The sequence below is a fragment of the Streptomyces sp. NPDC051364 genome (genome assembly GCF_040682115.1).
GTDB lineage: Bacteria > Actinomycetota > Actinomycetes > Streptomycetales > Streptomycetaceae > Streptomyces.
In genome coordinates this window covers 14,504-31,230 of sequence record NZ_JBFBAH010000025.1, presented here as the reverse complement: position 1 = coordinate 31,230, position 16,727 = coordinate 14,504, and the positions used below count along the sequence as shown (strand labels likewise).

Genomic DNA, 16,727 nt, shown 5'->3' with positions numbered 1-16,727 from the left:
GCACCGGGCACCGCGTCGTCCCGGCGCGGGGGCCGGTACGTCAGGGCGCCGGCGGGGCGAGGGACGCGGAGAGTTCGCAGAGGGCGGCGCGGTTGGTGCGGCCCGTCTTGGTGCCGAGGGCGGCGATGTGCTTCTCGACCGTACGCGGGGAGATGTAGAGGCGGTCGGCGATGTCCTTGTTGCCCAGGCGCTCCGCGAGGAGCCGGAAGACCTCGTACTCGCGGACGGTGACGCCCTGGGAGCGCAGGACGTCCGGGATCGTGCTCGAACCCGTGCGGCGCTGCTGGACCGGGGCGCCCATCCGGCGCAGGGCCGCGCGGCAGGCGCCCGCGACCGCGGCCACGCCGCCCTGGTGGAAGTGCTCCTCGACGCGGCGCAGCCAGGCCACCGGCTCGCCCCAGCCGTCCTCGTACGCCGCTTCCGCGATCAGCCGCAGGCCCAGGTGGAGCGCGGTGGCGTACGGGGCTGCGGCGCGCAGGGCCTCGGCCGCGGCGGCCGCGGCCTCCTCGGGGCGGCGTTCGCGGCCCAGCAGGACGGCGCCGGCGAACAGGACGAACTGCCGGTTCCAGCGCATCCGGCCGGGTGCGGTGGCGGCGATCTCCTCGTACGCGGCGCGGTCGGCGTCCCCCGACAGCACGTCCAGGAGCAGGCCGATGCCGTACCGCCCGCTGAGGTAGTACGTACTGGGGTTGGTGTCCTCGAGGGCGGCGACGGCGCGCAGTTCGCGGACGGCGCCGGGCCGGTCCTCCTCCGTCAGCGCGCAGAAGGCCCGGGCGAGGCCGCGGGTCAGCGGTTCCTCCTGGGAGCCGGCCCCGTCGCAGTCGGCGAACGCGGCGAGGGCGCTCTCCATCGCGGGCCGGTCGCCCCGGTGGGCGGCCATCGCCGCCCGGGCCATCAGGACGTAGCGGGTGGCCGGGGCCAGCCGGAGGCGCTGTACGACGGCCAGGCACTCCTCGGCGGACTGCTGGGCGGCGGTGAACTCGGCCCGCAGGACGGCGTCGAGGATCATGATGCCGTCGATGGTGTAGACGATGGTGGCCGAGCCGAGCCGCTGGGCCTCGCTGCGGGCGGCCAGCAGCGGGGCGGTGGCGCCCTCGGTGAGCCAGTAGTTCCCGCCGATCCGGGTGAGCGCGTACATGCGCTGGAGCGGGAGCTGGTGCTGTTCGGCGGTCTGCAGGGCCGATTCCAGCAGGGCGGTGGCCTCGTCGAAGTCCCGTTCGCGGGCGAGGGTGGCGAGGAGTTCCAGGGACTGGCAGGCGACGGTCGCCAGGCCGTGGCGCTGCGCTGCCTGGAGCGCGGAGTGGGCGAGTTTCTCGGCCAGTTGGGTGCGGTCCGGGCCGGGGGTGTCGAGTGCGAGGTACGCGGCGGTCACATCGATCGAGGCGGTGCAGCGTTCGTCGGGCCGGGGCCCCAGGAGGGATCTGGCCTGGGATATCTGTCTGTTGCCGTCCTCCCAGCGGCCCGCGGTGTGGGCCACCTTGGCGAGCCGGGTGTGCAGTGCGGCGAGCCGGGAGGCGCTCAGGCCGCTGCCGCCGAGGGTGTGCAGGTTCTCCGCGAAGCCGAAGGCCCGGGCGAAGTCCCCGGCTTCGGCGAGCGCGGGGAGCAGGGCCTCCAGGGCGTCGGTGCGCCCGGCGGGGTCCTGGCTGGCGGCGAGCAGCCGTTCGGCGCGGCTGAGCAGGGTGATCGCGGAGCCGATCGCGCCGGCCGCGAGGGCGCGCAGGCCGGCGTCGGTGAACAGGCGGCCGGCCTCGGCCTCGTCGCCCGCCTGGGAGCGCAGCTCCGCGACGAGGGGGCACCAGTCGCCCTCGAGGTCCGGGTAGAGCGCCTGCACCGCGTCCGCGGCACGGCCGGACATCGTCGCCCGGTTGCCCGGTGTGAGCTGGGTGAGCAGGGCCTCGGCGGTGAGCGAGTGGCGGAACGCGTACCAGTCCGGGGCGGGTTCGTCGGGGACGACGAGCTGGGCCGCGACGCCGGCGTGCAGGTGGCTGAGCAGCCCGCGGTCGTCGATGCCGGTCATCCGCTGGAGCACGGTCAGCGGGAAGCGGCGGCCGATCACGGCGGCTGCGGACAGCAGGGTCAGCCCCTGCGGGCCGAGCCGGTCGATGCGGCGCAGGATCCCGCGGGCGAGGGCGGTGGACACGTCGCTGCGCAGGTCGCCGACGACGCGCCAGCCGTCCTCGAAGCGGACGAGGGCGCCACTGCCGATCATGCCCTGGAGCAGTTCCTCGACGAGGAAGGGGCTGCCGGCGCTGTCGTCCCAGAGCCGGTCCAGGGCCGCCTGCGGCACCAGCTCGGGTTCGGTGTCCAGCTGGGCGGCGATGACCGCGCGGACTTCGGGGCGGGTGAGCGGGGCGAGTTCCAGTACGGTCCCCACGCCGCGCCGGCGGGCCGAGTCGGCCATGTCGAGCGCGTCGCAGGGCTCCGTACGGATCGTGGCCAGGAGCACCACGTTGGTGTACTCCAGGTTGTCCACCAGGTACTCGACGACCGCGAGCGTCTCGGGGTCGGCGTCGTGCAGGTCCTCCAGCAGCAGGAGCTGGCCGTGCTCCTTGCCGGTGGCGATGAGCAGCCGCAGTACGGCCTCGCCGAGGATGACCATGGAGCTGTTGTTCTCGGCGTCGCTGCTCCAGTCCGGGATGATCCTGCCGAGCGCGGGCCGGTAGGGGCCCAGCGGCAGATCGTCCAAGGGCTCGCCGCTGCGGAACAGCGACATCAGCGCTTCGGTGAGTGGCCGAAAAGGGACGGTGGGGCCGGTGGTGCTGCTCCGGCCCCGCAGGGCCCGCATGCCCATGCCGAAGGCCATGCCCACGGCTTCGGCGGCGAGGCGGGACTTTCCGATTCCGGCCTCGCCGACGAGGAAGACGACCCCGCCGCGCCCTTCGCCCGCGTCGGTCAGTGCCTGCTTGATCTCCCGCAGTTGCGAGTCACGACCGACCATGTACCGCGAACGGGAACGCATGTCCGCAATCTAGTTCATGTGAACGGCTCATTGTGCGATGAAAGTTGGCCGTTTCGAACAAGGTCGGCGTGGAGATCCGGGAAAGATCCGGAGAAGATCGGACACGGACCGCCGGGTGACGGGAGACGGGGCTACCAGGTGACGTTCGGGGCCGAGACGCTGGTGTCGATCGAGCTCAGGGTGATCACGATGCCGCTGGTGAGCACCACACCGGCCAGAGCACGGGCCCGGGCGCACGCCTTGTTCCGACCCGACAGGGTGATCCCGCCGGCCGGGTCCTCGATCCGCGCCGCGGCCGCGGCGTCGGCGGCGGCCTCGTCGGCGGCGGTGACGGACTGGGCGTTGACCTGGGGCTTCTGCATGGTGGTGAGTACCCTTCTCGTTGCCTGATGGGGAGTGGTGCTCAGTGCTGACGTGCTGCGGTGCAGAGGTGCCGATCGGGTTCGAGCAGCAGGGCGGACGGGACGGCCTCCGGGAAGCCCAGCCTGAGCAGGGCGTATCCGATCCCGGAAAGCCCGGTGAGGAAACCGGGGGAGGGTACGTGGTCGGGGGTGCCGCAGCGGTGGCCGTGGTCCTCGAGCCGGCCGAGGACCTCCCCGGCGCGGTGGCCGAGTGCGGCCCGGGCCCCCTCGTGGCCCTGCCCGGCGAGGACGCCGAGCAGCTCCAGGGAGCCGACGGCACCGTGCTGCAGGCTGAGGTCGGGGGATTCGAAGGGCGCACCCGACAGGGCGGCGCACCGGTCGAGTTCTGCCACGGGCACGTCGGCGCCCAGTGCGTCGGGGCCGAGTGCGTCGGCGGCGGCCAGCGCGGTGCCCGCGAGACCCGTGTGCCAGCCGAGGTCCGTCGGACGGCGCAGGGCTTCGTCCAGTGCCGTGCGCAGCAGCGCGGCACCGGTGCGGGCGTACGCGGCATCCGGCTGCCCCGCCTCCTGCGAGGCGGCGGCGTGGCGCAGCAGGGCCCAGCCGATCCCGGCGTCGCCGTGGGCGAAACCGGGGGCCGCCAGGCACTGTTCGGCGAGCCGCTTCTCGGCCCGGACCAGCAGCCGGTCGGCGAGCCGCCGGGCCACTGCTCCCGCCTCGGCCCCGTACGTGCGCTGCGCGGCGACCGCGGCGGCCAGGGCTCCGGCGAGGCCGTCGGCCAGATCGGCCGGCCCTTCGGCGCCCTCCTCGGCGTCGGCCTCGGCGGCGCGTTCCAGGGCGGCGAGGGCGTCGGGCAGGCAGTCGCCCAGGCCCTCGCCGAGCAGCGGGGCCAGCCGGGCCACGGTGTAGACGATGCCGCCGAGTCCGTGCAGCGCGCCGGGTCCGACCGCGGCGCCCAGCCCGGGGTTCGCGGCCAGCGTCGCGAGCAGCGCGGGCAGCGGCCGTACGGCCTGCCGGGCCAGCGCGGTGTACCGCTCGGCACCGGTCAGGGCGCCGAGCTGGGCCAGGAACAGCGCCACCCCGCAGTAGCCCTGGGCGAGCCCGCCGCCCATCGGCAGGACGGCCCAGTGCTCGCCGGCCACCTGCTCCAGGCCGAGCCAGTTGACCCGCCCGCCGCCGTGCACCGCCCGGGCCGCGATCTCGTCCGCGATCCCGCAGGCCGCGGCCAGCAGCCGCGACGGCTCGGGTACGACGGCCGGCGCGGCGGGGCCGGCGAGGGTGGAACGGGGGCCGCCGACGCTGAGGTTGGCCCCGGTGACGGCGAGCGTCGCCGAGATGATCCACTCCTGGTCGTGGCGGTCCACCTCCCCCATGGCGGCGATCTTGTCGCGGGCGGAGCGCAGGCTGGGGGCCGGCAGCACCCCGTCGAGGCGGGTGCCCCGGGAGGTGCGCAGCACGGTGTCGGCGGGGTGGTGGAAGAAGAGCGGCACGTCCCCGGCCCACAGGTCGGCGATCTCGTCCTCGATCAGCCGCTGGCGGGCCGGATCGTGCTCGGACTCCGCCCAGAGCACGGCGAGCACCGCGTCACGGGTCAGGGCGTCGCGCAGCACGTCGGGGTGGGTGGACTCGTCCAGCAGGGTCGTGTAGAGGCGGGTCGAGCGGGCGATCAGGCGCCCGGGGCTGGTGGCCCAGCGGGCCAGCAGACCGCCGTCGGCGCCGCCCCCCTCGCGGTCTGCGTCTGCGCCGCCCAGTAGTTCGGCCCGGTGCTCGCAGATCGCGTCGTACCCGGCCCGGAACCCCTCCAGCAGCGCCGCCCGGTGGTCGGCGTGCCCGGCCGCCCGGCCCTGCGGCGCCGGCCGGTTCTGCCCGGCCGCGCTGGCCACCGGGCCGCGCAGCAGCCGCATCCCGTCCGTCCCTGCGGCCTCCCAGCGCAGCCCGTCACTGGGGTACGAGCCGCCGTCCCCGCCGCCCAGCGCCGAGATGTCCATGGCGCCGTTCTCGCCGATCAGCAGGCTCGGCAGCAGGCAGGTGCGGTACACAGAGGAGGCCAGGGCGTCCGCCGCCGGGTCGGACCCGCAGGTCACGGCAGCCGGCAGACCGGAGTGCAGCAGGGTCTCGGCGTCCACCAGCACCGGCTGGTCACCGCAGGCGATGACGTTCTCGTAGTGCATGTCCACGCCGTCGACCGCGTAGAGGAGGGCGAGCAGCGCGCCCTGGCGCCGGTAGAACCGGTCCAGTTCGGTGGGCGTGGCGCACCAGCCGTGCTCGATGAACTCCAGCCACCCGTACCCGTCGCCGCGCACCGAGCGCGGGGTCCGCAGGCCCAGGCCCGGCACCTTGCCGTTGGCCCAGCCCACCGCCCGGTCCAGCAGGACGTGCTGGTCCAGCGGCCGGGGCTTGTAGACGACGGTCGTCCCGTCGGCGAAGCCCAGCAGGGCCACGGACCGGTTGCCCTGGTGGACGTCACCCCGGCCGAGGTCCACCCGTACGAGGGCGCCCGGGTCGCAGCCGTGCAGCAGCCCCTCGACGATCGCCGCCCGGTCGGCGGTGAAACGGTCCAGCAGCTCCACCGTGGCCGAGGCCGCGAGGCCGCAGGTCTGGCCCAGCATCCGCGCCAGCACCGGGTAGCGGGTGAACAGTTCGGCGAGGCCCTGCCGGGTACCGAGCCGGGCCAGGAAGTCCGCGAACCGCTCCCGCGGGCTCTCCCCCGCCAGCAGGCCCTCCGTACGGGCCCGGTGGAGTTCCCGGACCAGGGTGCGGGCGGACTGCCGGATCAGCCGGTCGCCGAGCCGCTCTTCGAACGCGGCCCGCACGGCGCCGAGTTCGCCCTCGGCGAGATCGATGCGTGCGGCCGTCTGCGCCCAGGCGGCTGCGATCAGGGGGCGCAGCGCGGGCAGGAACACCGCGGCGCCGTCCGCGTCCGGCGCCGCGGGGACCGCCAGGCCGGCCTGTGCGGGGGCCTCGGCCACCATCTGCTCGATGCACCGGGCCCACTGCGGCTTGGCCGTACGGGCGGCCAGCCGGCCGGGAGCCTCCGCCGCGAGGGCGTACGCCACGCCCTCGCCGGCTCCCAGGCTCGCCAGCCGGGCCGCGAAGCCCTCCGTGTCCCCCAGGGACCACGAAGCCGGTCGGCTCTGGGGGGCGTCGGCCGGCGCGGGTACCGGGGTACCCGGGGCGGCGAGCCGCTCCCGCAGGTTCAGGGCCCGGGCCCACCAGGAGGGGGCCAGGCCACCGACCTGGGTTTCTTCGGCGGTGGTGGCGGTGTCAGTCACAGGAGAAAACTCGCAGAGCGCGGGGCCGCGCACATGGGGGCCGATCCCCCATATTCCGCGGAGCCGCCCCCATGGCCCCCGCGGGCCCTGCGTACGGGGTGGTGCGGCGGCCGTCGGGCGGGGCGGCGGCGCACCGGTTCCGGCAGGTCGCGGGCCGACTCGGGGGCTGCCTGCGCAGGATCCGTGCCTGCGGAGGGGCACGTTCAGGAAATGTGGGGGCCGGGGCCCGATGCCCCACCCGGCCGGCGCCCCGCAGCCTGTGTCCAGTGCCCCTTCCGCCCGTCCGGCTACCCCGGCCGGCGGATGATCATCGGAGGACCTGGTGGGAGTACCCGTCCCTGTCGACGTCGTCGCATTCGACCCCGTGCTGGAAGCCGGAACCAAGAGCACCCTGTTCGCCTGCCCGGAGGTGTGCCTGACGGCGCCGGGCGGCGCACCGCGCGTCGTGGTCATGACCGTGGACCAGGTCGGCCGGCCGGAACTCGACGTGCTGCGCACCGTCCGCGACGCCCCGGCCCGCCCCGATGTGGTGCTGGTGGCGGGCGAGTTGGCGCCCGACGGCGCCCTGCACGCCATAGCGGCCGGCGCCCGCGGGCTGCTGCGCCGCCGCGAGGCGGACGTCAATCGGCTCTCGCGCGCCGTACTGGCCGCCTCCCGCGGTGACTGCACGCTGCCGCCGGATCTGCTGGACCGGCTGCTGGAGCGCTCCGGCGCCGGCGGCCGGTCGGGCAGCCGGTCCGACGGGGGTACGGACCCGTGGGCGGCGGCGGGCCTGAGCGACCGGGAGCGCAGCGTGCTGCGCCTGGTCGCGGACGGCCACGAGACGAACGAGATAGCCAAGCAGCTGTGCTACTCGCCTCGCACCGTGACGAGCGTCGTCCACGACATCACCCAGCGGTTCCGGCTGCGCAACCGCGCGCACGCGGTCGCCTACGCCCTCCGGGTGGGCCTGCTGTGAGCGCCGTCGCCGAACTCACCCGCGAGAGCGCGCCCGTACGGGTCCCGGCGGCGCCGGACCGCCTGAGCCTGCTGCGCCAGGCCGGGGACGGCCGGATGCCGTACCCGGCCCTGGTCCGCCTGCTCGGCGCGGCCACGACCGCCGGCACGGCCATCGGCATCGACACCGGCACCGCCGCCGGAGCCACCGCCTCGACCGCACCGGGGCCCCGGTCCGCGGCCCCGCCGGACGCCCCCCGGCTCACGGCCCGCCAGACCGCGGTGCTCACGCTGATGGCGGAGGGCCACGGCAACGCGGTGATCGCCCGCACCCTGTCCTGCTCGGAGCACACGATCAAGAACGTGATCTACGAGCTGATGTCCCGCCTCCAGGCCCGCAACCGCGCCCACGCCGTGGCCTGTGCGGTCCGCCACAGCCTCATCTGAGGTGTTGGCCGCGAAGCCGCCCTTGCCCGAGTACTGCGGGTGTACGGTCAACGCTCCGACAGCCTACGGGGGTTGAAAACTTTGGCTGGTATCGGCGGCGAATTCCGCCACCGGGTGGAGCGGGCTGCGCTGGCGTTGATGGCCACGTCGGGTGTGGTGGTCCTGCTGGCGGACCTCTTCGGCTGGCTCGACGCACTGGCTCCGGGAGGCGCGCTCCCAAAGGTCACGCTGCTCATCCTGAGCACGGTCACGGTGTTCCTCCTGCTGGAGCTCGACCGCCTGAAGAAGCTCGACACCGTTCAGCAGAAGATGGACGCCCTGGGCCCCGACGTGACTCGGACGGTCACCACCCTGGAGACCGGCGTCGGGGCGAAGTTCACGGCCCTGGAGACCAGCGTCGGCACGCAGATCACGACCCTGACGGCGAACGTCGAGGCGCACCTCTCCAAGCTCGACATCGACGCCATCGCACAGCGCCTCAAGCGGCAGCACTACGGCGGCGTGGTCGGGGTCCACAGCCGCTTCCCCGAGGAAGCGTTCACCGGGTTCCTGGAGCGCGCCGGGGACGAACTGGTGATCCTGCAGACGTGGATTCCCAACCTGCACCATCTCAGGGCCGCCTTGCGCAAGGCGCTCGTCGATCAGCAGGTCAGCGTACGCATCCTGCTGCTGCACCCCTCCTCGCCGGTGGCGGGACTGCGTGACGAGGCGCTCAGGGCGGTGCGCGATCCGGCACTCGCGGTGAACGTGAAGGCGAGCGTCGAATCCTGCCTCGCCGGACTCGCCCAGCTGAACGGGGACATTCCTGCCGAGAGCCGGGCGCGCCTCCAGGTGCGGCTCTACAACTCCCTGCCCTCCATCGCCGTGTTCAAGGTCGACCAGCATTTGCTGGTCAGCTCGTTCCTGCACGGCCAGCTCGCCATCGATTCCACTCAGATCGAGATCGACGGCGGCGACACCGTCATGGGCGAGGAGGTCCAGCAGGAGCTGCGCACGCTGTGGAGCATCGGCAAGGACGTGGATCTCCTCGACTGGCGCACGTCGGTGGCAAACATCAGCCTGTGATCCACGGAAAGGTACGGCCATGCACGATCTGCACGATCTGGACCGGTTCGAGGACGCTCTCATCGAGCGGTTCAAGGAACATCCGGTCCTGGCGAACGTCACCGGGCTCCCGGACGAGGACTTCGCCGAGCTCCTGCTCCAGCGGCGCTTCGTCTCGCTCGCCTTCACCCCCTCCTACGACCTCGCGATCGACCTGCTGCGCGACGAGGCGGGGCTGCGGATCGCCCGGGTCATCCTGCGCGAGGAGTATCCGGACGGCGGCGGCCGGACGCCCTCGCACCGGGAGGACATGACGCAGGACATGAGCCGGCTGGGGATCTCCCGCTCCGCCCTGGTGGCCTCGCGGCCCACGGCAGCGACGCGGCAGGCCATCGAGGACACCCTGGAGCTGATCGCCGACGCGGGCGGCCACGCGAATGCCGACCTGCGGCTGCTGACGGTCCTGCGGTTCTGGGGCGAGGTGCTCGTCTCCGTCGAGTACGGCCGGCTGTGGGAGCGGATGGCTCCCCTGCTGACCGACGAAGGCAGGAACCGCTCCCGCTTCTACTACCCGCACCACGTCCACGATGCGAAGACGCACTCCCTGGCGACGCTCTCCCTGCTGTCCGGCTCCCACTCCGACCGCCTGGCCACGCGGGTGACCGAACTCCTCGCCCAGGAGGAGTCGACCGACTGCTTCAGGGAGCTGGAAGAGCGGGCCCTCCAGCTCAAGACCCGCTTCTACGACCAGTTCCTCCCCGCCGTGGACCGCGTCGCGGTCTGATCACCGGGAAGCTCACGGGAAGCCCCCGGCAGCCCCCGGCCGGGGAGCAGCCGGGCGGTGTCAGCTCTCGTCGGGGGTCAGCCGCAGCGAGATGGAGTTGATGCAGTAGCGCTGGTCGGTGGGCGTGGGGTAGCCCTCGCCCTCGAAGACGTGGCCCAGGTGGGAGCCGCACTTCGCGCACAGCACCTCGGTGCGGACCATCCCGTGCGCGACGTCCGCCTTCAGCTCGACGGCGTCGGAGTCCTTCGGGTCGAAGAAGGACGGCCAGCCGCAGTGCGACTCGAACTTCTCGGTGGAGCGGAAGAGCTCGGAGCCGCAGGCGCGACAGGAGTAGACGCCGGCCGTCTTGGTGTCGGTGTACTCACCGCGGAACGCCGGCTCGGTGCCGGCCAGGCGCAGCACCTGGTACTCGGACGGCGTCAGCTCCGCCTGCCACTGCTCGTCCGTCTTCTCGACCTCGTACGACATGACTCTCCCGCTCCCTCGTTCTCAGTCCGTCAGGCGGGCGAGGATCGCCGGACCCAGGTCCGTGACGTCACCCGCGCCCATGGTGAGAACGAGATCACCGGGCTTCGCCATTCCCGCGATGACGTCGGCGACGGCACCCTTGTCGTGCTCGGCGGTGACGTCGGCGCCCGCGGTGCGGGCCGCCGCGATGATGATCTCGCTGGTGATGCCCGGGATCGGGTCCTCGCGGGCCGGGTAGATGTCCAGGACCACGGCGGAGTCGGCGAGGGAGAGGGCCTGGCCCATCTCCTTGCCCAGCTCCTGGGTGCGGGAGAAGAGGTGCGGCTGGAAGACGACCAGGATCCGGGAGTCCCCGGCGGCGCCCCGGATGGCCTCCAGGTCGGCGGTCATCTCGGTCGGGTGGTGCGCGTAGGAGTCGATGACCTGCACGCCCGCGGCCTCGCCCTTGAGCTGGAGGCGGCGCTTGACGCCGGTGTACTTGCCGAGGGCGGAGGCCAGGTTGTGCGCCGGGATGCCGAGGGCGACACCGGCGGCGAGGGCCGCGACGGCGTTGTGCGCGTAGTGACGCCCGGGCACGGAGACGGTGAAGGTGAGCATCCGGCCGTCGATGACCACGGTGACCTCGCTGGTCAGACCGCGCGGGGTGATCTTCGTGATCCGGACGTCGGCGCCCTCCTCCTCGCCGTACGTGACGACGTTCAGGCCCTCGGTGCCACGGACCCGGCCGGCGATCTCGGCGGCGCCGGCCTGGCCGTGGGCGACGACCAGGGTGCCGCCGGGCACGATCTTGCCGACGAAGGTCTCGAAGGACTCGTAGATCTCGTCCATCGACGCGTAGTTCGCGTGGTGGTCGAGCTCCGCGTTGAGGATGATCGCGACCTGCGGGGTGTACTTGTGGAAGCTGCGGTCGCTCTCGTCCGCCTCGGCCACGAAGATGTCGCCCCCGCCGTGGTGGGCGTTGGAGCCGGGGGCGTCCAGGTCCCCGCCGATGGCGTACGAGGGGTCCAGGCCCAGGGCCGACAGGGACACCGCCAGCATCGAGGTGGTGGTGGTCTTGCCGTGCGTACCGGCGACCGCGATCGGCCGCAGGCCGTCCATCAGGCCGGCCAGGGCGTCGGAGCGGTGCACGACGGGGATGCCGAGCTCGGCGGCGCGGGCCAGCTCCGGGTTGTCGGCGCGGATGGCGCTGGAGACGACGACGCAGGTGGCGTCGTCGGCGAGGTGGCCGGCCGCGTGCCCGATGTGGACCGTGGCGCCGTGGGCGCGCAGCGCCCCGGCCGTCTCGGAGTCCTTGGCGTCGCTGCCGGCGACCTGCGCGCCGCGCTGGGCGAGGATCTTCGCGATGCCGGACATCCCGGCGCCGCCGATGCCGATGAAGTGCGGGCGTTCCATGGCGTTCGGCAGGCCGGGCGGCGTCATACGGGATCTCCCCAAGGTGCGGGTCGGTACGTCGGGGGTCTCGGCGGTGCGGACCGTCCCGGCGCGTGTGTCGGACGCCAGCCTATTCGTTGTGGGCGAAGAGCTTGAGCACCGGAACCCCGACCTTGTGGCGCGCGCGGGAGGCCCAGTCCCGGTGGAAGAACTCCTCGACGAAGTGCGGGGCGGTCAGAACGATCACCTCGTCGGCGTTCGACTCCTCCACGACGCTCTTCAGCTTGTCGAGCGGGTGGTCCTCGATGATCTGCCCGCTGGCCTTGGCGCCCTTCTTCCGCAGGGCCTCCAGGGAGTGCACGAGGGCCTGCTCGGCCGGGCCGCGGGCGGCGTGGCCCTCGGGTACGTCGGCCTCGCGGAGCGCCTCGGGGAGCTCGCCGAGCGCCACGTCGTCGATGGCGCGCAGCAGCCGGTCCTGGTCGCCCCGGGGCTGCATGAGGACAAGGAAGGAGACCGGGTCGTCCCCGTGCAGGCTGGTGACGAAGTCCACGTCGACGCTGGTCAGCGGCTGCTCGATCATCAATACGCTCGTGAACACGGACGCCCTCTCCTTCATGGGCCAGGGCCGGTCGGCCGGCCCCTGCGGAAACCATCCTGCCCCGCTGTCACACGGGGCCTTGCGGGGATATGTCTGCCCAGGTATGTGCCCACCGGAAGCTAAGCGGAACAAGAAATTCCGCCCCTTGTCAGATCCGACGGTAGCTCGTGAAGAGGAACCCGGCCTCCTCCAGTACGGAGGCGGGCGCCAGCCGGTGCGGCACGGCGACCGAGGGCCCTCCGGAGATGCGCTGGGCGCCGCCCGCCGCCAGCATCGGCGAGATCGTCAGGCACAGCTCGTCCAGCGCGTCGGCGGCCACGAACTGCCCCAGCAGCCGGGGCCCGCCCTCGGTGAGCTGGCGGCGCAGCCCCCGGTCCGCGAGCTCCCGCACCACCCGGGCCGGATCCGCGCCGGCCCCGCTGCCGGCCACCACGACCTCGGCCCCGGCCTTGGTGGCCGCGGCCACCCGGTCGGCGGGCGCGGTCGCCCCGGTCACCACGAGGGTGGGTACCAGGGGGGAGGTGAAGAGGGGAAGCGAGAAGTCCAGGTCGAGACTGGCCGTGACCACCGCGATGGCGGCCGCGGGACCCTGCCCGGCGGCCGCGCGCCGGGCCGCGAAGGCCTCCCGGGCCCGGGCCGGGCGGTAGCCCTCCTGGCGAACCGTTTCGGCTCCGACGACCACCACATCGGCCAGCGCCCGCAGGGTGCCGAAGATCCGCATGTCGGTCTCGCCGGAGATCGGCTGCGAGCGCCCGTCGTGCTGGGCCGCGCCGTCCAGGGTGGAGACCATGTTGGCCCGCAGCCAGTGGCCCTCCGGGCCGAGCTCGGGGTACGCGTACGCATCCGCCAGCTCGTCCAGCGACCACTCGCGGTCACCGCGGTCCGTGGGGGCCGCGGGGGCCGATGTCTGACCGGCTGCTGTCTGATCGGCTGATGTCTGATCGGTCACAGGGAACAGGCGTCGCATCGGTGCAGTGTGCCACGCCCCGTAGAGTTAAGAGCTGTGTCAACATCACTCTCCACCTCCGGATCCACCTACGGGCGACCCCCGATAGCCGGCCCGGCCGACGTCGGCCCGCAGGCCCTGTGCGCCCGCGAACCGCGGGTGCCCGCCGAACGGATGGTGGCCGAGATGGTGCCGCCGCCCCGCTTCGACTCGGTGCGCTTCGACACGTACAACCCGGACCCCAACCAGCCGAGCCAGTCCGAGGCCGTCACCGTGCTCAGCGGCTTCGCCGCCGGGCTGGGCGGAGCCCACGCGAGCGGCGGCGGCAAGCGCCGCTGGTTCACGAAGAAGGCCCCGCTTCCGACCGCCCCGCGCGGGGTCTACCTCGACGGCGGCTACGGCGTCGGCAAGACCCACCTGCTGGCCTCCCTGTGGCACGCCACCCCGGCCGAGCCCGCGCTGAAGGCCTTCGGCACCTTCGTGGAGCTGACCAACCTGGTCGGCGCGCTCGGCTTCCAGCAGACGGTCCAGACCCTGGGCGGCCACCGCCTCCTGTGCATCGACGAGTTCGAACTGGACGACCCGGGCGACACCGTCCTCGTCTCCTCGCTGCTCAGCCGCCTCGTCGAGCAGGGCGTGGCGCTCGCCGCCACCTCCAACACCCTGCCCGGCAAGCTCGGCGAGGGCCGGTTCGCCGCCGCGGACTTCCTGCGGGAGATCCAGGGGCTCTCCGCGCACTTCCGCCCCCTGCGCATCGACGGCCAGGACTACCGCCACCGCGGCCTGCCGGAGGCGCCGGCGCCGTTCTCGGACGAGCAGGTAGCCAAGGCCGCGTACGCGACCGAGGGCGCGAGCCTGGACGACTTCCCGGGCCTCCTCGAACACCTGGCCCGGGTCCACCCCAGCCGGTACGGCGCCCTCACGGACGGCATATCGGCGGTCTGCCTGACCGATGTCGGCCCGGTCCCGGACCAGTCGACGGCCCTGCGCCTCGTGGTCCTGGCGGACCGGTTGTACGACCGCGAGATACCGGTCCTGGCATCGGGCGTCCCCTTCGACAAGCTCTTCAGTGAAGAAATGCTGAACGGCGGCTACCGCAAGAAGTACTTCCGGGCCATCTCGAGGCTCACCGCACTGGCACGCGACGCGAAACCCCTGGTGTCCCAGTAGGTTTGGAGGCGCCGGCCGTTCCCTGTGAGGACGGTCCGGCCGTTCCCACTTCCTCCGAAGGGATCCACCATGGCCACCACGCGTACCGCGCACACCAACTGGGAAGGCAACCTGCTCAAGGGCGCCGGTGTCGTCACCCTCGACTCCTCGGGTCGGGGCTCGTTCGACGTCTCCTGGCCCTCGCGCGCCGAGGCCGCGAACGGCAAGACCAGCCCGGAAGAGCTGATCGCCGCCGCGCACTCCAGCTGCTACTCGATGGCGCTCTCGCACGGTCTGGACGGTGCCGGCACCCCGCCCACCCGGGTGGAGACCAAGGCCGATGTGACCTTCCAGCCGGGTGAGGGCATCACGGGCATCCACCTGACGGTGCGCGCCGAGGTCCCGGGCCTGGACGCGGAGGGCTTCGCCGCGGCCGCGGAGGACGCGAAGAAGAACTGCCCGGTCAGCCAGGCCCTGACGGGCACGACGATCACCCTGAGCGCCGAGCTGATCTAGCGGTTCCGCCTGGCGGGGCGTCTTCCCGCCCCGCCGGAGGCAGGGGCTCCGCTGCGTGGGGCTTCTCCCCGCCCCGCCGGCCGCTGCACGGCGACGAGCCGAATTCCAGCCCCGCCGGCGTTTGCGGCGCGGGGTCTGAGGCGGAGCCCCGGGTGCCGGCCGAAGCGCCGCCTGCCCGGCGCAGCCGCCCGGCACCGTTGAGCCCCGCCGGCGATCGAGGCGCGGGGGGCCGGTCCCGGACAACGCGACAGCGGCTCGGCGCGTCCGGGCACGGGGCGCGGGGCCGCGTGGTAACACGGCCCCGTCACCCCCTCGCCCCGGGAGCAGCCGATGTCCGTCACCCGCCGCACCCTGCTCGCCGCCGGCACCGGCATCGCCTTCACCGGAGCCCTCGGCGCCCTCTTCGCCGGGAGCTCCCACGCCACCCCGCCCCGGCAGGGGTACGGGCCGCTGCTCCCCGACCCCCGCAAGCTGCTCGACCTCCCCGCCGGGTTCCGCTACCGGGTGCTCTCCCGCGCCGGCGACCCCCTCCGCTCCGGCGAGGGCACCGTACCGGCCAACTGCGACGGCATGGCCGCCTTCGACGCGGGCTCCGGCCGCGTCCGCCTCGTCCGCAACCACGAGAACCGCACCACCGCCGCCCTCCGCGTCCCCGCCGTCGACGGCCTCACGTACGACCCCCACGCCCTCGGCGGCTGCACCCTCCTCGACCTCGACCCGAGCGGCAGCGTCACCGCCGAGCGCGTCGCCCTCGCCGGCACCGCCGTCAACTGCGCGGGCGGCCGCACCCCCTGGAACACCTGGCTCAGCTGCGAGGAGACCGAGGACCGGGCCGGGACCTCCGGGTACACCGAGGACCACGGCTACGTCTTCGAGGTCGACCCCGCCGACCCGCACCGCTCCGGCGCCGTCCCGCTCACCGCGATGGGCCGCTTCGCGCACGAGGCCGTCGCCGTGGACCCGTACCGCGGGACCCTCTACGAGACCGAGGACGCCTTCATCGAGCCCTTCGGGCTCTTCTACCGCTTCCTGCCCGCGCAGCCCCTCCGCGGCCCCGGCTCCCTCCGCGCAGGCGGCACCCTCCACGCCCTGCGCGTCCCCGGCGTCCCGGACCTCTCCGCCGTGGACGAGCCCGGCGCCGAGTTCCCGGTCGAGTGGGTCCCCGTACCGGACCCCTCCGCGGCCGACACCCCGATCCGGTTCCAGGACTTCGGGCCGGGCGGGATCACCCACGCGCAGAAGCTGGAGGGCTGCTACTGGGGCGACGGCGGCGTCCACTTCGTCTCCAGCTACGCCCGAACCCTCGAGGGCGCCGCCGCCGACCACCACGGCCAGGTGTGGTTCCACGACCCGCGGCGCGCCACGATCCGCCTGGACGTGCTGTTCGGCCCGGCCGCCGACATCCAGCTGCCCGGGGACTCCCCCGACAACATCTGCCTGGCCCCGGACGGCGGCCTGATGGTGTGCGAGGACGGTGGCGGGGCGCAGTACGTCTTCGGCGTCACCCCGGCCGGCGAGGTCTACCCGATGGCCCGCAACGCCGACGACATCGGCCGGCCCGGGGCCCCGGAGTGGGGGGAGTTCGCCGGGGTCACCTTCTCCCCCGACGGGCGGACGATGTACGTCAACGCCTACACGCCGGGGACCACCTTCGCCGTGACGGGCCCCTGGCGCTGAACCGGCCGCGCCCTCGCGACCCCGTCCGATGTGGTGGAGGATCGGAGGGAATCGACCGGATCGGGGTAGGTGACGGTGGCCAAGAGGACCAAGAAGAAGGACGAGAACGACAAGGACGGGAAGGGCGGCAAGGCCCCGAAGCGAGCCGGGCGGGCCGAGCCGCCCGCCCCGGAGGCCCCGCTGCGCCCGCTGCTCCGCGTC

Annotated in this window: 14 protein-coding genes; 7 read left to right on the top strand and 7 right to left on the bottom strand. The window is 73.6% G+C overall.

Features of this window, described 5'->3' with window-relative positions; genetic code table 11:
* Positions 1-40: 40 nt before the first annotated feature.
* The 3 genes from AB0M76_RS33345 to AB0M76_RS33335 form a co-directional block, all read right to left on the bottom strand.
* Positions 41-2,959 carry an AAA family ATPase gene (locus AB0M76_RS33345; protein WP_365956493.1) on the bottom strand — a complete coding sequence of 973 codons (2,919 nt, stop codon included), beginning with the start codon at positions 2,957-2,959 and terminating at the stop codon, positions 41-43.
* A 131-nt stretch (positions 2,960-3,090) separates the two neighbouring features.
* Positions 3,091-3,321: a hypothetical protein gene (locus AB0M76_RS33340; protein ID WP_365956492.1), complete on the bottom strand. Its 231-nt coding sequence runs from the start codon at positions 3,319-3,321 to the stop codon at positions 3,091-3,093.
* 41 nt (positions 3,322-3,362) lie between these two features.
* Positions 3,363-6,590: a type 2 lanthipeptide synthetase LanM family protein gene (locus AB0M76_RS33335; RefSeq protein ID WP_365956491.1), complete on the bottom strand. Its 3,228-nt coding sequence runs from the start codon at positions 6,588-6,590 to the stop codon at positions 3,363-3,365.
* Between the two features lie 322 nt (positions 6,591-6,912).
* Here AB0M76_RS33335 and AB0M76_RS33330 point away from each other — a divergent pair, with 322 nt between their 5' ends.
* From AB0M76_RS33330 to AB0M76_RS33315, 4 genes are all read left to right on the top strand, one after another.
* A complete protein-coding gene (locus tag AB0M76_RS33330; protein WP_365956490.1) occupies positions 6,913-7,548 on the top strand; it encodes a LuxR C-terminal-related transcriptional regulator in 636 nt (211 codons plus the stop codon).
* Positions 7,545-7,973, top strand: coding sequence for a LuxR C-terminal-related transcriptional regulator (locus AB0M76_RS33325; protein ID WP_365956489.1), 429 nt, complete (start codon positions 7,545-7,547; stop codon positions 7,971-7,973). The genes AB0M76_RS33330 and AB0M76_RS33325 overlap by 4 nt, the downstream gene beginning before the upstream one ends.
* A 72-nt stretch (positions 7,974-8,045) precedes the next feature.
* Positions 8,046-9,038 (top strand): hypothetical protein, encoded by a 993-nt coding sequence (locus AB0M76_RS33320; RefSeq protein ID WP_365956488.1) that lies wholly within the window; start codon positions 8,046-8,048, stop codon positions 9,036-9,038.
* A 19-nt stretch (positions 9,039-9,057) separates the two neighbouring features.
* Positions 9,058-9,801, top strand: coding sequence for a hypothetical protein (locus AB0M76_RS33315; protein WP_365956487.1), 744 nt, complete (start codon positions 9,058-9,060; stop codon positions 9,799-9,801).
* A gap of 60 nt (positions 9,802-9,861) precedes the next feature.
* Here AB0M76_RS33315 and msrB read toward each other — a convergent pair whose 3' ends face one another.
* The 4 genes from msrB to AB0M76_RS33295 form a co-directional block, all read right to left on the bottom strand.
* Positions 9,862-10,269, bottom strand: coding sequence for a peptide-methionine (R)-S-oxide reductase MsrB (gene msrB, locus AB0M76_RS33310; protein ID WP_365956486.1), 408 nt, complete (start codon positions 10,267-10,269; stop codon positions 9,862-9,864).
* Positions 10,270-10,290: 21 nt separating this feature from the next.
* Entirely contained in the window at positions 10,291-11,688 is a 1,398-nt protein-coding gene (murC, locus tag AB0M76_RS33305) for a UDP-N-acetylmuramate--L-alanine ligase (protein WP_266662581.1), read from the bottom strand.
* Between the two features lie 82 nt (positions 11,689-11,770).
* Positions 11,771-12,238 carry an indole-3-glycerol phosphate synthase gene (locus AB0M76_RS33300; RefSeq protein WP_365956485.1) on the bottom strand — a complete coding sequence of 156 codons (468 nt, stop codon included), beginning with the start codon at positions 12,236-12,238 and terminating at the stop codon, positions 11,771-11,773.
* A gap of 148 nt (positions 12,239-12,386) precedes the next feature.
* Positions 12,387-13,205, bottom strand: coding sequence for a pyrimidine reductase family protein (locus AB0M76_RS33295; RefSeq protein WP_365956484.1), 819 nt, complete (start codon positions 13,203-13,205; stop codon positions 12,387-12,389).
* 36 nt (positions 13,206-13,241) lie between these two features.
* Here AB0M76_RS33295 and zapE point away from each other — a divergent pair, with 36 nt between their 5' ends.
* The 3 genes from zapE (at position 13,242) to AB0M76_RS33280 (ending at position 16,526) form a co-directional block, all read left to right on the top strand.
* Positions 13,242-14,354 (top strand): cell division protein ZapE, encoded by a 1,113-nt coding sequence (gene zapE / locus AB0M76_RS33290; RefSeq protein WP_365956483.1) that lies wholly within the window; start codon positions 13,242-13,244, stop codon positions 14,352-14,354.
* Between the two features lie 69 nt (positions 14,355-14,423).
* Complete coding sequence (locus tag AB0M76_RS33285; protein WP_266997606.1) at positions 14,424-14,849, top strand: OsmC family protein; 426 nt, start codon at positions 14,424-14,426, stop codon at positions 14,847-14,849.
* Positions 14,850-15,179: 330 nt separating this feature from the next.
* Entirely contained in the window at positions 15,180-16,526 is a 1,347-nt protein-coding gene (locus AB0M76_RS33280; RefSeq protein WP_365956482.1) for an alkaline phosphatase PhoX, read from the top strand.
* Positions 16,527-16,727: the final 201 nt, after the last annotated feature.